This window comes from Microbacterium sp. H83 (genome assembly GCF_001650405.1).
Classification (GTDB): Bacteria; Actinomycetota; Actinomycetes; order Actinomycetales; family Microbacteriaceae; genus Microbacterium.
This window is the reverse complement of sequence record NZ_LWCU01000053.1, coordinates 36808-51048: the sequence shown is the minus strand read 5'-3', so window position 1 is coordinate 51048 and position 14241 is coordinate 36808. Positions and strand designations below refer to the sequence as shown.

The 14241-nt window shown below is 69.9% G+C and carries 13 protein-coding genes; 6 read left to right on the top strand and 7 right to left on the bottom strand.

What is annotated here, in order from left to right; all coding sequences use genetic code 11:
* Nucleotides 1-26: 26 nt before the first annotated feature.
* Together A4X16_RS15070 and A4X16_RS15065 are read right to left on the bottom strand one after the other, a co-directional pair.
* Nucleotides 27-1784 carry an alkaline phosphatase family protein gene (locus tag A4X16_RS15070; protein ID WP_231880392.1) on the bottom strand — a complete coding sequence of 586 codons (1758 nt, stop codon included), beginning with the start codon at nucleotides 1782-1784 and terminating at the stop codon, nucleotides 27-29.
* 142 nt (nucleotides 1785-1926) lie between these two features.
* Entirely contained in the window at nucleotides 1927-4488 is a 2562-nt protein-coding gene (locus A4X16_RS15065) for a purple acid phosphatase family protein (protein WP_067122037.1), read from the bottom strand.
* A gap of 186 nt (nucleotides 4489-4674) precedes the next feature.
* On the opposite strand from A4X16_RS15065, the gene A4X16_RS15060 reads away from it, so the two are divergent.
* Nucleotides 4675-6102, top strand: coding sequence for a CCA tRNA nucleotidyltransferase (locus tag A4X16_RS15060; protein ID WP_067122034.1), 1428 nt, complete (start codon nucleotides 4675-4677; stop codon nucleotides 6100-6102).
* A 289-nt stretch (nucleotides 6103-6391) separates the two neighbouring features.
* On the opposite strand, the gene A4X16_RS15055 is transcribed toward A4X16_RS15060, so the two are convergent.
* Nucleotides 6392-6616, bottom strand: coding sequence for a hypothetical protein (locus A4X16_RS15055; protein WP_157560236.1), 225 nt, complete (start codon nucleotides 6614-6616; stop codon nucleotides 6392-6394).
* 146 nt (nucleotides 6617-6762) lie between these two features.
* On the opposite strand from A4X16_RS15055, the gene A4X16_RS15050 reads away from it, so the two are divergent.
* From A4X16_RS15050 to A4X16_RS15030, 5 genes are all read left to right on the top strand, one after another.
* Entirely contained in the window at nucleotides 6763-8106 is a 1344-nt protein-coding gene (locus A4X16_RS15050; RefSeq protein WP_231880391.1) for a GAF domain-containing protein, read from the top strand.
* A gap of 108 nt (nucleotides 8107-8214) precedes the next feature.
* Nucleotides 8215-9780, top strand: coding sequence for an acetaldehyde dehydrogenase ExaC (gene exaC, locus A4X16_RS15045; RefSeq protein WP_067122025.1), 1566 nt, complete (start codon nucleotides 8215-8217; stop codon nucleotides 9778-9780).
* 76 nt (nucleotides 9781-9856) lie between these two features.
* On the top strand, nucleotides 9857-10258 hold the full coding sequence (locus A4X16_RS15040) for a DUF779 domain-containing protein (protein WP_067122022.1): 402 nt from the start codon (nucleotides 9857-9859) through the stop codon (nucleotides 10256-10258).
* A 60-nt stretch (nucleotides 10259-10318) separates the two neighbouring features.
* Nucleotides 10319-10582: a type II toxin-antitoxin system Phd/YefM family antitoxin gene (locus A4X16_RS15035; RefSeq protein WP_067122019.1), complete on the top strand. Its 264-nt coding sequence runs from the start codon at nucleotides 10319-10321 to the stop codon at nucleotides 10580-10582.
* Nucleotides 10579-10836, top strand: coding sequence for a type II toxin-antitoxin system RelE family toxin (locus A4X16_RS15030; protein ID WP_067122016.1), 258 nt, complete (start codon nucleotides 10579-10581; stop codon nucleotides 10834-10836). Before A4X16_RS15035 ends, A4X16_RS15030 begins: the two co-directional genes overlap by 4 nt.
* 16 nt (nucleotides 10837-10852) lie before the next feature.
* Here the strand turns inward: A4X16_RS15030 and A4X16_RS15025 are convergent, their stop codons facing one another.
* The 4 genes from A4X16_RS15025 to A4X16_RS15010 are packed head-to-tail and all read right to left on the bottom strand — an operon-like array spanning nucleotide 10853 to nucleotide 14218.
* A complete protein-coding gene (locus A4X16_RS15025) occupies nucleotides 10853-11608 on the bottom strand; it encodes an ABC transporter ATP-binding protein (RefSeq protein ID WP_067122013.1) in 756 nt (251 codons plus the stop codon).
* Complete coding sequence (locus tag A4X16_RS15020; protein ID WP_067122010.1) at nucleotides 11605-12402, bottom strand: ABC transporter ATP-binding protein; 798 nt, start codon at nucleotides 12400-12402, stop codon at nucleotides 11605-11607. The genes A4X16_RS15025 and A4X16_RS15020 overlap by 4 nt, the downstream gene beginning before the upstream one ends.
* Nucleotides 12399-13259, bottom strand: a complete 861-nt coding sequence (locus A4X16_RS15015; RefSeq protein WP_067122007.1) for an ABC transporter permease — start codon at nucleotides 13257-13259, stop codon at nucleotides 12399-12401. Before A4X16_RS15015 ends, A4X16_RS15020 begins: the two co-directional genes overlap by 4 nt.
* The gene (locus A4X16_RS15010) at nucleotides 13256-14218 is read right to left on the bottom strand and encodes an ABC transporter permease (RefSeq protein ID WP_067122005.1); all 963 of its coding nucleotides are present in this window, start codon (nucleotides 14216-14218) and stop codon (nucleotides 13256-13258) included. Before A4X16_RS15010 ends, A4X16_RS15015 begins: the two co-directional genes overlap by 4 nt.
* Nucleotides 14219-14241 lie beyond the last annotated feature (23 nt).

Genomic DNA, 14241 nt, shown 5'->3' with positions numbered 1-14241 from the left:
CGCGCCGGCCCTGACCGGAGGTGGGGTCAGGATGCCTGGGGCGGCCCGAAGAGCTCCTCACCGTGCTCGTGGAGCAGGCGGTACGCATCGGCGAACGTCTGCGGCTCGGGCTCGCCGGGCGTGCCGTACTTCGCGATCAGCAGGCCGAGCAGACCGCGCGCCGGCGGCGTGAGCGGCTTCAGGTGCTCCGGGCTCCCCGGCTTCGGCTCGCCGCGCTCGGGATTCGGCGGCGTGTAGGCCGGCGTCGTGACCGGCCAGTCCGCAGGATGCCGTGGCTTGTCGAGGTTCACGACGGAGAAGAGAGTGTTGGCCGACTGGTCCCGGTCGTTGAGAGGCTTCAGACCGTGCAGCCGTGACAGCGTCGCGGTCACCGAGCCGTGGTGCATCTCGTCGTGGACGATCGTGCCGCGCTTCGTGTACGCCGATACCGCGATGGCCGGAACCCGGCATCCGAGACGGTCGAACGTGAAGTCCATCTCGCCAGGGCCGGTGTCCTTCGTGGGCTTCGTCGCCGCAGGAGGCGGCACGTGGTCGTAGGTGCCGCCGTGCTCGTCGAACGTGATGAGCAGCAGGGTGTTCACGGCGTTCGAGCCCTTCGGCGACGCGCTCGTGCGCACGGCCTCGTAGATGTCGTGGATCAGGCGATCGCCAGCGCGGACGTCGGAGATCGCGCTGTCGAACACCTCCTGTCCGTCGACCTCGCCCTCGCGCGGCGAGCCGAACGGGGGATGGAAGTCGTTGTGGTCGTAGACCATGCGCGGCTCGATGAACGCGTACGCCGGCAGGGTGCCGTTCTCGGCGTCGGCGTAGAAGTCCTCCATGGTGCCGAAGTGCTCGGTGCGCCAGTACTTCTCGAGCACGGCCACGTGCAGCATCCCGGTGTACGAGACGAGCTGGATCTTGTCGATATAGATCTTCCAGCTGAGCTTCTCGTCCTCGAGCCGGTTGAACACGGTGGGTGCCGCCGGCGCGTCGATCCACTTCTTGAAGCCCTCGCCCCCCTGGTTCGTGACGAAGCCGTGCGACGTGGAGGCGTGGAAGAACGACCGGTTGCAGAACGTCTGCGACGGGACGCCGGCGAACCAGTGGTCGAACACCGCGAACTCCGCGGCGAGAGTGGAGAGGACGGGCAGCATCTCGGGGGAGAACGACCCCATGATGTGCGCGGCCTCGGCGGGCTTCGGCGGTGTTCCGCCCTTCAGCCTGCGGAAGTTGATGATGTAGTCCTCGAGGAACCCTGACATCGTCGCCTTCTCGCCGCTCGTCGGAGCGTTGAAGGGCGCGGTCATCTGCTCCGCGAAGAGATCCGCGTTGCCCTTCGGATCGACCGTGCCGAAGATCTGGGTGTTGACGTGCGGGTACTCCTCGCCCGGATCGGGGTCGGGATAGCTCATGATCCGGTCGGTGTCGCCCCGATACACGTGCGCCTCGACCGTCGTCCCGTCGGATGCCGTGTTGCTGTGCGTCCCGAACGCGAGTCCCTCGAAGGTCTCGCCTTTCGGCAGTGTCGCCGTCGTGTAGAGGTACCCGAGCAGGTTGTCGAACGAGCGGTTCTCGCCCATCACGACGACGAGGTGGTCGAAACCCGGTTCGCTGCGCGGGGTGAGGGCCGCGAACGGGTCGGGATCGGAGGCGAAGCCGCCGCGATTCCCTGCCGCGACGCCCGCTCCGATGGCCGCGCCGCCCGCTCCGCCGACGACGGCGCCCGCGAGGGCGGCGCCGCCCATCTTGAGGAACCCGCGTCGCGACGGATCGCGGGGGTTCTGCCGCTCGTCTGCTGTCACGTGCCCGATCCTAGGCGCGGCGGCATATCGGGCGCACCCCGTCTCGGCGTCGCTCGTCAGGCCCGCGTCGATCGGGCTGGCCGACACGGACGAGGGCGTCGCCGAGCCGAAGCCCGACGACGCCCCCGAACGGATGCCGTGCCTACTCGGCGGACTCCGTGGTGTGCGCGTGGCGGCGACGCCGCATCGCGAACAGGCCGAGGCCGAGGGCGAGCAGCACGACGGCACCCACGATGTACGGGGTGCTGTCCGCACCCGTCGTCGCGAGGGAGCCGTCGGTCGCCCCGCCGGTGCCCGGAGCGGTCGCGCCACCGGTGCCCGGCGTCGTCGCTTCGCCACCTGCCGCGGCCGTGACGGTCACCGGGGAGGTGACCTCGGTGCCGTCGGCCAGGATGACCGCGAGCGTGTGCACGCCCGCCGGCGTGGCCGCCGGGATCGTCAGCGTCCGGCTGAACGCGCCCGATGCGTCGGCGGTCGCCGTGCCCAGGTCGACCGGGTCGGAGCGGAGCTCGAACCGCAGCGCGGCATCCGCCTCGAATCCGGTTCCCGACACCTCGATCTTCCCGCCGGCGACGACGGATGCGGTGTCGAGCTCGATCTCGGGAGCCTTCGGCTCCTCGATCACCGGCGGGGTGACGCCGGCCTCGGTGACGTACTTCTCACCGGCATCCGACTTCGTCACCGTGAAGGTGTCGTAGACGTCGCCGACCGCGAGGTCGGTGGTGGCGTCCGGCTGCTTCTCGGCCAGGTACGACCGGTAGACGAGCTGGTTCTTCGAGACGTCGATCACCTGGTAGGTCGTGACGCCCTGCCCGCGCAGCACCTGGGTGGCGCCGTTGTTGGTCCAGACGTTCTTCTCGGGGGTCTCGAGCTCGTAGTGCTTCGCGCCCGAGTTCGACACGACGTAGACGGGGCCCGAGGTCATGCCAGGGGTCTCGGTCGCATCGGTGTTCACGTAGCCGCGGGCATAGGTGTGATCGTGGCCCATGAGCACGAGGTCGATGTCGTTGCGCTGGAAGACGGGAAGCCACTCGGCGCGCAGCACCGGCTCGTCACGCCCCTCGGAGGCCGAGAAGACCGGCTGGTGGAACGTGACGACGTTCCACTTCGACGGGCTGTTCTGCAGCAGCAGGTCGAGCCATGCGGCCTGGAAGCGCGTCCACAGCACGGCGACCTGGGTCGACGGGCACTCCGCACCCGTGCAGGACGGGAGTCCGGCCGGGGTGAGGAACGTGGTGTCGCGCGTCGCGTTCAGGGTGATGAACCGCACGCCCTGGTAGTCGGTGTAGTACGCGGTCTCCGCCGCGAACGACGACCAGTGATCGAAGTACGCGCGGTACTGCTGCGCGACCGGGCTGTCGCCCTTGGCGAGGTCGGCGAGGTCGCCGATCGTGCTCGTCGACGGGTTGTTGTGCGGGTACTCGAACGCCGCCTTCCATGCCGTCAGCAGCTTGTCGCCCGAGTACTCGTGGTTGCCCGGAGCCGCCATCACGTTCGTGCGGACGGCCGAGTCCTCCATGCCCTTGAACCAGTTGAGCCACTCGTTCTCGTTGCTCGACGTGTTGATGAGGTCACCGGCGTGCACCGATCCGATCGATCGGGGCGCGTTCGCCTCGGCCTGCTTGACGACGCTCGGCCAGGTGGTGTCGAGGCCGATCTGCGCGTCGCCGTAGTAGATGAACTGGAAGTCCGTGGCGCTCGGGTCGGCGGTCGTGAACTCGAACCAGTCGCTCCAGTTGCCGGGCAGGCCCACGCGGTACCTGTAGGCCGTCGCGGGCGCGAGGCCCGTGACCGTGGCCGAGAAGTGCTTGTTCGGGTTGCCGTTGACGACGCCCGCGTCGTAGGCGTCGACGATGCGGCTGTCGCCACCGGCGGCCGGCGCGATCTCCACCTGGCCGACCGTGTGCGACGCGTCGCCCGCGAGCCACGAGAACGCCTGCGAGATCGCGGGCTGCTCGGTCGGGGTCAGGATGACGCGGGTGGGCGGTGCGATGACCGGCGAGCCGGGGTCCGACGCCTCGACAAGGGTGAGCGACGACATGTCGAAGTAGATGTCGGAGCTCGACTCGCGGTCCTGGAACAGGGCGACGGCGATGTCGTTCTCGCCGTCGTGCAGCAGCGTGCCCTCGGCGCTGAACGTGCTCGTCAGCGGGTCGCCGTTCGAGTCTCCCGCGTACTCGACGTTGACGGTGTCGGTGATGCGGCCGTCGACGTAGCGTGCGACCTCTTCGCCGTTGATCCAGACGACGATCGCGTCGTCGTAGGTGATCGTGCTGCGCAGCGCCGCGACCTGCTCGGCGACGCCCGCCTCGAGGTCGAACGTCGTGCGGAAGAAGTACGTCGGCACCGTCGGTGCCTTCGTGCCGTCGAGGTAGTGATTCAGCAGCGTCTTCGGGGTGACCGGGCCGACGGCCGCGAGCTTGCCGTTCTTGGCGCCGAACGATCCGGGCGCCGACTTCCAGGCGCTGTCGTCGAAATCGGGCAGGGTCCAGTCGCGCAGGGCGGCCGGTGCGGGCGACGGGTCCGATCCGTCGTCGAGGTAGCGCCAGGTGGTGTCGCCGGTGATGAGCGAGCCGGTGGGCACCTCGGGGTCGGGCGCGGCGGTCGCGATGGGCGCGACGACGGCGCCTCCGAGCAGCGCGATCACGGCGGCGGACGCGAGTCCGTAGCGCCGCCACCGCACCGCAGGGGTGGGGGAGGTCATGTCTGTCCTTCGTGGGGTGGGGATCCGTGCTCAGCCGCACGGGGCGCCCTCAGCCCATCGAAAGGAGATGACCTCGGGCTGACGTGTCGGCGACGTGCGGGTGAACTCGGCGACGAGCCGCGGGTGAACGCGGCGACGGCCTCCGGGGCGGATGCGAGGGTCACGGCCGCAGGTACGCTGGAACCCATGCTCAACATGGCCGAGGGCCTCGCCCGACTCGGTGCGCTCGCCGAGGATCCGGTGGTCCGCACCCTCGCGGAGGCGTTCGCGGCCGCAGGCTTCGACCTCGCCGTCGTCGGCGGTCCCGTGCGCGACGCGCTGCTCGGTCGTCCCACCCACGACCTCGACTTCACCACGAACGCCCTGCCCGACGACATCCTGCGCATCGTGACGCCGATCTCGTCCGCGCACTGGGACATCGGCCGCGCATTCGGGACCATCGGCGCCCGTGTGCAGGGCGAGCAGGTCGAGATCACGACCTATCGCGCCGACAGCTACGACGGCACGACCCGCAAGCCGACGGTCGAGTTCGGCGACACGATCGAGGGCGACCTCGTGCGCCGCGACTTCACCGTCAACGCGATGGCGCTGCGAGTCCCGGCCGTGACCCTGGTCGACCCGACCGGGGGAGTCGAGGACTTGGTCGCCGGGGTCCTGCGCACGCCCACCGACCCGCAGGTCTCCTTCGGCGACGACCCGCTGCGGATGCTGCGCGGCGCGCGATTCAGCGCCCAGCTCGGCTTCCGCATCGACGACGCGACCGCCGAGGCGATCGAGCGGCTGCGCGCGACCCTGTCGATCGTGAGTCCCGAGCGGGTGCAGTCCGAGCTCGTGCGGCTGATGCAGACGGACGACCCCGTGCGCGGCATCCGCGTGCTCGTGGACACGGGTCTGATCGAGGAGTTCCTGCCCGAGGTGAGCGCGCTGCGCCTCGAGGTCGACGAGCACCATCACCACAAGGACGTCTACGAGCACTCGCTGACCGTGCTGAGTCAGGCCATCGATCTCGAGCGGTCCCGGCATCCCGGCGAGGCCCCCGATGTGGCCCTGCGCATCGCGGCGCTACTGCACGACATCGGCAAGCCGCGCACGCGCAAGCTCGAGGACGGCGGAGCGGTCTCGTTCCACCACCACGACGTGGTCGGCTCGCGCATGGCGCGCAAACGCCTGCAGGCGCTGCGCTTCGACACCGCGACGACGGATGCCGTGGCGAAGCTCATCGAGCTGCACCTGCGCTTCTTCGGATATGCCGAGGGCGCGTGGACGGATGCCGCCGTGCGCCGGTACGTGCGGGATGCCGGCGACGAGCTGGAGCGGCTGCACATCCTCACCCGTGCCGACGTCACGACGCGCAACAGGCGCAAGGCGTCGCGCCTCGCCGGCGCCTACGACGACATCGAGACGCGCATCGCGGCGCTGCGCGAGCAGGAGGAGCTCGACTCGATCCGTCCGGAGCTCGACGGCAACAGGATCCAGGAGATCCTCGGCATCGCTCCCGGGCGCGAGGTCGGCGAGGCGTACCGGTTCCTGCTCGAGCTGCGCCTCGACGAGGGCGTCATCGGTCCGGATGCCGCCGGGCAGAGGCTCCGCGAATGGTGGGCGAGCCGGAGCTGAGCCGGGCCTCGCCGCACTCTGAGCCGGCGGCCGTGCGCGCGTGTGCAGGTCCGATGGGGGTGGGCGTGCGCGCATCTGCAGGTCCGATGTGCGTCTGCATGCCGAATCCGACGGATCGGGCATGCACACGTCATTCGGGCATGCACGACGACGGTCGGGCCCGGCATGCGACCTGCGAGGGCCGCATCCCGGGCTCAGTCCTCCGAGTCCTCGGCCTCAGACTGCTGCCCGAGGGCCGCGCGCACGAGATGGGTGATGTCGATCGAGATGATGCGCTCGCCCATGGCCGTCACGGTGCCGGTGTCTCGGACACCTGCGGCTCCGGTGTGGGCGTGGGCGTGGGTGTGGCGCTCGCCGCATCGATGCTGGGTGCCTTGAGGAACGGCGGCTCTGGGTGCTTGGCGGTCGAGAGGTCGGGCCGCCCGGTCATCGGATCCCACTCCGCCTCGTCGAGCGGGTAGATGTTCCACACCGGCTTTCCGCGGTAGTCCTCGGAGGGGATCGATGCGAGCATCCCGTTGTCCTGCGTCGCGTACTGCCCCTCCTGTCGGCCGTCGTCGCTTCCCGCCTCATCCGCTCGCCGCACACCTACTGCGCATTCCGATATATCGGGGTATCGTCCGAATGGTGCGATTCCTACACTGAGACCACGTTCCACCGATGACGATGGGAGACACCGTGATCGCGTCGTGGCAGACCTCTCGAGACAACCCGCCGGAGGCATCCCGACTGCTCATCGAGCGTGCGCACGAGGAGCTGATCGCCGGCAATCTCGACGATCAGCGCCTGCAGCAGGTGCGCCCGCTCGTGCGGGAGTCGTGGGTGCGGTCGTGGCGCGGTCGGGTCGGCCCCGAGGAGGCGCCCCGCCTCGAGCTGGTCTCCGACGAACTCGACGCCTACCGGCTGGCGCACCCGCTCGCCTCTGCGATGGACATGATCCGCGCGCTGCTGCTCCCCGGCGAGTCCGAGGACTCCGGCGTCGTCATCGCGGTGGGCGACCAGGCCGGCCGGCTCCTGTGGATCGAGGGAGACCGTCAGCTCCAATCCCTCACCGACGGGATGGGCTTCGTCGCCGGAGCCAACTGGGCGGAGGACGCGGTCGGCACGACAGCGCCGGGGACCGCGCTCGCTCTCGGACACACCGTGCAGATCAAGGGGGCGGAGCACTACAACCGACTCGTCCACCCGTGGTCGTGCACGGCGGCGCCGGTGCACGACCCCGAGACCCGACGGGTGCTCGGCGTCATCGACATCACGGGAGGGGACGAGGTCGTCTCGACCCAGGCGCGCCTCCTCGTCGACGCCACGGCCCGCGCCGTCGAGTCGGAGCTCATGGTCGCGCGACTGCGGGAGCGCAGCGAGACCAGGCGCCCCACCACGTTCTCGTCACGCGCGAAGCCGACGAGGCGCGCGACGCTGCACGTGCTCGGACGCGACCGGGCGCGCCTCGAGGTCGAGACCGAGCTCGAGGAGTCGGTCATCGAGCTCACCGCGCGTCATGCGGCGATCCTGCTCATGCTCGCCGTCCACCGTCAGGGTCTGTCGGCTGAGCGCCTGAGCGATCTCGTGTACGGCGAGGAGGCGTCGCCCGACACGCTGCGCCCCGAGATGGTGCGTCTGCGGAAGGTGCTCGAGAAGCATGCGCCGGATCTCGTGCCCGAGTCGCGCCCCTACCGACTGCCCGTGACGCTCGAGACGGATGCGCACGACGTCCTGTCGCTGCTCGACCGCGGCGCGCACCGCGTCGCGCTGACCGCCTACCGCGGTGCCGTGCTTCCCGAGTCGACCTCGCCCGGCGTCGAGGAGTTCCGCGACGTCGTGCGTGCGGCGCTGCGCGAGGTGATGCTGTCGGAGGCCAGCCTCGACGTGCTCCTCGCGTACGCGGAGATCCCGGAGGGGCAGGGCGACGCCGAGGCCCTGCGCCTCGCCCTGGAGATGCTGCCGGCCCGCTCGCCGAAGCGCGCCGGCCTGGTCGCGCGGATCGAGCGCATCGAGGCCGGCTGAGGCGTGCAACCCCCTGCAACGTTGCGCACCTGATCGCAACGTTCGACGACCTACCGTCGACACCACAGCGCGCGGCATCGGAGCCGCGGCCCGTCGAAGGAGTCACCGATGACCATCGTCGAAGAAGACGTCTCCGCCGCACCCTCGTCCGCGGCCTATGCGGCACCCGGTCAGCGGGGATCGATCGCGGACTACCGCCCCCGGTACGGGCACTACATCGGCGGCGAGCTCGTCGATCCGGTGAAGGGCCAGTACTTCGAGAACATCAGCCCTGTCACCGGCAAGCCCTTCACCGAGGTCGGGCGCGGCACGGTCGAGGACATCGACCGCGCGGTCGACGTCGCCTGGAAGGCCTTCGCCACCTGGGGCAAGACCAGCCCGGCCGAGCGCTCCGTGATCCTCAATCGCATCGCCGACCGCATCGAGGAGAACCTCGAGCGCATCGCGGTCGCCGAGACCTGGGAGAACGGCAAGCCGGTGCGCGAGACGCTCGCCGCCGACATCCCGCTCGCCGTCGACCATTTCCGCTACTTCGCCGGCGTGCTGCGGGCGCAGGAGGGCGGCATCAGCCAGCTCGACGAGAACACGGTCGCGTACCACTTCCACGAGCCGCTCGGAGTGGTCGGCCAGATCATCCCGTGGAACTTCCCGATCCTCATGGCCGTCTGGAAGCTCGCTCCCGCGCTCGCCGCAGGCAACTGCGTGGTCATCAAGCCGGCCGAGCAGACCCCGGCATCCCTCCTCTTCCTCTTCGACATCATCGGCGACCTGCTGCCCGCGGGCGTGGTCAACATCGTCAACGGCTTCGGCATCGAGGCGGGCGCTCCGCTCGCACAGCACAAGCGCATCCGCAAGGTCGCCTTCACGGGGGAGACCACGACGGGACGCCTGATCATGCAGTACGCGTCGCAGAACCTCATCCCGGTGACTCTCGAGCTCGGGGGCAAGAGCCCGAACGTGTTCTTCGAGGACGTCGCCCGGTCGACCTCCGACCCCTTCTACGACAAGGCGCTCGAGGGCTTCACGATGTTCGCGCTGAACCAGGGCGAGGTGTGCACCTGCCCCTCGCGCGCGCTCATCCAGCGGTCGATCTACGACGGATTCCTCGCCGACGGGCTGGAGCGTGTCGGCAAGGTCGTGCAGGGCAACCCGCTCGACCCGGCGACGATGATCGGCGCGCAGGCGTCGAACGATCAGCTGGAGAAGATCCTCAGCTACATCGACATCGGAAAGCAGGGCGGAGCTCGACTGCTCACCGGCGGGGAGCGCGTGGACCTCGGCGGCGACCTCAGCGAGGGATACTACGTCGCGCCGACCGTGTTCGAGGGCACGAACGACATGCGGATCTTCCAGGAGGAGATCTTCGGTCCCGTGCTGTCGGTCACCTCGTTCGACGACTACGACGACGCGATCTCGATCGCCAACGACACGCTCTACGGGCTCGGCGCCGGCGTGTGGAGCCGCAGCGGCGACACGGCGTACCGCGCGGGTCGGGCGATCGAGGCCGGTCGGGTCTGGACGAACACGTACCACCAGTACCCGGCGCACGCCGCGTTCGGCGGGTACAAGCAGTCGGGCGTGGGACGCGAGAACCACAAGATGATGCTCGACCACTACCAGCAGACCAAGAACCTCCTGGTCTCCTACGCAGAGGGCCCGTTGGGCTTCTTCTGAGTTCGATCCCGGGCGGGCGCTGCACCCTCAGCGCCCGCCCGGCACCATCCCTGCTCACCGCCGAGAGGAGCGCACCGTGGTCAGCATCGGCACGTACCAGCGAGTCGAGGTGACGGATGCCGCGGCATCCCTCGTCCGCGAGCTCACCGCGCAGCACGGACCGCTCATGTTCCATCAGTCGGGCGGATGCTGCGACGGCTCGTCGCCCATGTGCTTCCCGGTCGGCATGTTCCTCACGGGCCCGAGCGACGTGCTGCTGGGAGACCTCGACGTCGGCCTCAGCGCCCCGGTCGAGGTCTTCATGTCGGAGTCGCAGTTCGAGTACTGGAAGTACACGCACCTCACCATCGACGTCGTGCCGGGGCGTGGCGCGGGTTTCTCCGTCGAGGGCCCGACAGGCCTGCGGTTCCTGATCCGGTCTCGGATGCTTGATGATGCCGAGCTGGAGTACTTCGGGCTCGCGCCCTCGGCGGAGTGACGGCTGCACCGGGGATGCCGAATATCGCACGGAACGTACATTCCCGTCGAAAATGGACGAATGAGTCAGATCGCCATCACAGACGCACGGACGCGACTCTCATCCGTCATCGATGAGGCTCGGACCGAGCCTGTTTATCTGATGCGTCGCAACCGCGCCGTGGCCGCCGTGGTGGAATCCGGGTTCCTCGAGCAGCTCCTCGAAGATGCAGAAGAGCTCGCGGACATCCGAGCGGTGGACGCCGCGTGGGAAGAGACCGAAAGCCTCGACGAGACCCCCATCCCCTGGGACGACGTCAAGCGCGACTTCGGCCTCATCCGGTGACGTACGAGATCCAGGTGCTTCCGGTCGCGGCGCGCGCGATCCGCAAGCTCCCGCCCGAGGCGAAGCGGCGAATCCAGGCTGTGATCGAGCTGCTCGCCGAGGATCTGCGGCCGCCCGCCGCGAAAAGGCTCACCGCACGACCGGAGTGGCGCGTTCGCACGGGCGACTACCGAGTGCTGTACCGCGTCGAGGATCTAGTGCTCACGGTCGTGGCGGTGCACGCCGGACACCGCAGGGACATCTACAGCAGATGATCGGCTGAGCGGGACCTCAGCGGGGGAGGCGCGGGACGGCGTCGACCAGTGCCCGGGTGTACGGATCCTGCGGAGCGTGGAGCACGGATGCCGTGGTGCCCTGCTCGACGACGCGACCGTCCTTGAGGACGACGGTTCGGTCGCAGGCCGAGGCGATCGCGGTGAGGTCGTGCGACACCATGACGAGCGTCAGCCCGTTCTCGCGGCGCAGGCGGTCGAGCAGTTCGAGCACCTGCACACGCGTCGACACGTCGAGTGCGCTGACCGGCTCATCGGCGAGGAGGACGCGAGGGCGGGAGACCACCGCGCGCGCGATCGCGATGCGCTGGCGCTGCCCTCCCGAGAACTCGTGCGGGTAGCGGCGCGCGGCGTCGGCGGGAAGGCCCACCGATTCGAGCGCCTCGGCGATGCGGCGCTGCGCGTCGTCGCCGGTCGCGAGCCGCAGGGAGCGCAGCGGCTCGCCGACGATGCGATCGATGCGCTGTCGGGGATCGAGCGAGGAGTACGGATCCTGGAAGACCGGCTGCACGCTCGCACGGAACCTGCGCATCTGGGCGCGATCGCGCAGGACCAGCGGGGCCCCGTCGAAGAGCACCTGCCCCGCACGCGGCGCGGAGAGCCCCAGCAGCAGACGCAGGACGGTCGACTTGCCGGCACCCGACTCGCCGACGAGTCCGAGCGAGTCGCCCTCGTCCAGACCGAGCGACACGTCGTCGAGGACCGTGCGGGATCCGTAGGCGAAACCGGCGCCGCGGAGCTCCAGGACGCTCATGCTCCCGCCTCCTCCGCGTCGAGGAACGCGTCGAGCGCGCGGGCGCTGTCGACCAGCATCCGCGTGTACGGCTCGACCGGCCGGTGCAGCACCTGCGTCACGGGGCCCTCCTCGACGACAAGTCCGTCGCGAAGCACGACGATGCGGTCCACCATCCGCGAGACCACCGCGAGATCGTGGCTGATGAACAGCAGCGCCATCCCGCGTTCGGCGACCAGGCGCTCGAGCAGCGCGAGCACGGCATCCTGCACCGTCACGTCGAGCGCCGTCGTCGGCTCGTCGGCGATGAGCAGCTGCGGCCGGGCGGCCAGGGCGATCGCGATGGCGACGCGCTGACGCTGACCTCCGGAGAGCTCGTGGGGATACGCGCGTGCGATCCGGGGATCGGGCAGCGAGACCTCGTCGAGCGCCGCGGCGACGGCGGTGCGGAGCTCCGCTCCGCGCAGGCCGAGGTGCCGGCGCAGGGGTTCGGCGATCTGGCGGCCCACGCGCATCAGGGGGTCGAGAGCGGTCAGCGGCTCCTGGAAGACGATCTGCGCGACGGGTCCCCGGAGCGGACGCAGCGCGGCGTCCCGAGCCCCGACGATCCGCGTCCCGTCGAGCAGCACCGATCCCGAGACGGTGAGCGAAGTCGGCAGCAGGCCCGTCACCGCGAGCGACGTGAGCGACTTGCCCGACCCGGACTCGCCGATCAGCCCCAGGCGCTCGCCGGGCGCAATGGAGAACGACACGTCGCGCACGAGGGTGCCGGATGCCGAGCGCACGGTGAGACCGGTCACGTCGAGGATGCTCATCGACTCCTCCTGCGAGTCGGGTCGGCGAGGTCGCGCAGGCCGTCGGCGAGGAAGTTGACGCCGAGGACGAGGGCGATGATCGCGATGCCGGGAGCGATGGCGCCGACGGGCGCAGTGAGCACGGTGCCCTGCGCCTCCTGCAGCATGCGACCCCACGAGGCGTTGGGCGGCGGGGCGCCGAGGCCGAGGTACGACAGGCTCGCCTCGGCGAGCACGGCGGCACCGAACTGGAGAGCGAGGCTCACGGCGAGCGTCGGCGCGATGTTCGGCAGCACGTGCTGGAAGACGATCCCGAGCACGCTCGTTCCGCTCGTGCGGGCGGCGGTGACGAACTGCTCCTGCAGCACGCGGCGGGCGAGGATGCGGGTGAGCCGCGCGACCACGGCGGACATGGCGAGTCCGATCGCGAGCACCGCCGACCACAGCGACGCCCCCTGCACGGCGACGACCAGCATCGCGAGCAGCAGCACGGGGAAGGCGATGACGACGTCGAGGGCCGCCGACAGCGTGTCGTCGACCCAGGGCCGCGCGAAGGCGGCGATCAGGCCGATGAGCGTGCCGAGGACCGCGGCGATGGCGACGGAGCACACACCGACGATGAGGGCGATCCGCGCTCCCCACATGAGCTGCGAGAGAAGGTCGCGTCCGAGGCGATCGGTGCCGAGCAGGTGGAGGGCGCTCGGTCCCTCGAGCCGACTGCCGCTGGTGTCGGCGAGCGGATAGGGCAGCCAGAAGAGCGAGATCAGGGAGATCAGGACGATCAGCCCGGTGAGCACCACGCCGATCAGCAGGGTCGCCTTCGGACGCCGGCGCACGCGCACCGGACCGGTGATCAGCTGCTCCGCGACCCGGCTCATCGGTTGCCCGAGACGCTCGTGCGCAGGCGCGGATCGATGAGGCGCTGCACGACGTCGGCGGCGAATCCGACGAGCAGCACGAACAGGGTGCTGACGACGAGCACGCCCTGGATGACCTGGAAGTCGTGCTGCTCGATCGCCGACAGCAGCAGGCTGCCGAGACCGGGGAGGGTGAACACGCTCTCGACGACGACCGCACCGAGCAGGGTGGTGGAGAGCTCGATGCCCAGGATCGCGACGACGGGGACGGCGCCGTTGCGCACGCCGTGGCGCAGCAGCGCCTCGGGCATGCTCGATCCGCCGGCGCGCGCCGTGCGGAGGTAGTCGCTGCCGATCACGTCGAGCGTGGCGGAGCGGACGTAGCGGCTGAGCGAGGCGCTCATGACGATCACGATCGTGATGACGGGCAGGGCGAGCGAGCGGAGGGCGTCCGCCGGATCCTCCCAGTCGTCTCGGGGGAAGCCGCCGGACGGGAGCAGCCCGAATCCCAGCGCGAAGATCCAGACGAGCACGACGCCCACCCAGAAGACCGGAACGGCCACACCGAGCTGGGCGAAGCCGGAGAGGGCGACGCCGTACCAGCGGTCGGACTTCACGGCCGCGGTGATGCCGATGACGAGGGAGACGAGGAGGGCGACCGAGAAGGCGATGAGGGTGAGGGGGAGCGTGACCGCGAAGCGGGCGGCGATGTCCGGGCCGACGGGCCGTGAGCTCAGGAAGGACTCACCGAGATCGAGGCGGAGGAGCTGTGCGGCCCAGGTGGTGAACTGCTGCAGGAGCGGCTGGTCGGAGCCGACCTGTGCGCGGGCGGCGGCGATCTGCTCGGGCGTGGCGTTCACCGAGAGCAGAGCGTTGGCCGGGTCGCCGGGCAGCAGGCGCAGGAGCACGAAGATCGCGATCATGGCGACGACCAGCGACACCACGAGGAACGCGAGGCGGCGCAGCAGGTAGGCGAGCATGGTCTCTCAGGATGGAAGAGGGG

What these genes read in the sequence shown, in the direction of transcription:
- A4X16_RS15015 (WP_067122007.1), bottom strand. Translation starts at nt 13,259, where the DNA reads ATGAGCCGGGTCGCGGAGCAGCTGATCACCGGTCCGGTGCGCGTGCGC.
- exaC (WP_067122025.1), top strand. Translation starts at nt 8,215, where the DNA reads ATGACCATCGTCGAAGAAGACGTCTCCGCCGCACCCTCGTCCGCGGCC.
- A4X16_RS15035 (WP_067122019.1), top strand. Translation starts at nt 10,319, where the DNA reads ATGAGTCAGATCGCCATCACAGACGCACGGACGCGACTCTCATCCGTC.
- A4X16_RS15060 (WP_067122034.1), top strand. Translation starts at nt 4,675, where the DNA reads ATGCTCAACATGGCCGAGGGCCTCGCCCGACTCGGTGCGCTCGCCGAG.
- A4X16_RS15010 (WP_067122005.1), bottom strand. Translation starts at nt 14,218, where the DNA reads ATGCTCGCCTACCTGCTGCGCCGCCTCGCGTTCCTCGTGGTGTCGCTG.
- A4X16_RS15055 (WP_157560236.1), bottom strand. Translation starts at nt 6,616, where the DNA reads ATGCTCGCATCGATCCCCTCCGAGGACTACCGCGGAAAGCCGGTGTGG.
- A4X16_RS15025 (WP_067122013.1), bottom strand. Translation starts at nt 11,608, where the DNA reads ATGAGCGTCCTGGAGCTCCGCGGCGCCGGTTTCGCCTACGGATCCCGC.
- A4X16_RS15020 (WP_067122010.1), bottom strand. Translation starts at nt 12,402, where the DNA reads ATGAGCATCCTCGACGTGACCGGTCTCACCGTGCGCTCGGCATCCGGC.
- A4X16_RS15065 (WP_067122037.1), bottom strand. Translation starts at nt 4,488, where the DNA reads ATGACCTCCCCCACCCCTGCGGTGCGGTGGCGGCGCTACGGACTCGCG.
- A4X16_RS15050 (WP_231880391.1), top strand. Translation starts at nt 6,763, where the DNA reads ATGACGATGGGAGACACCGTGATCGCGTCGTGGCAGACCTCTCGAGAC.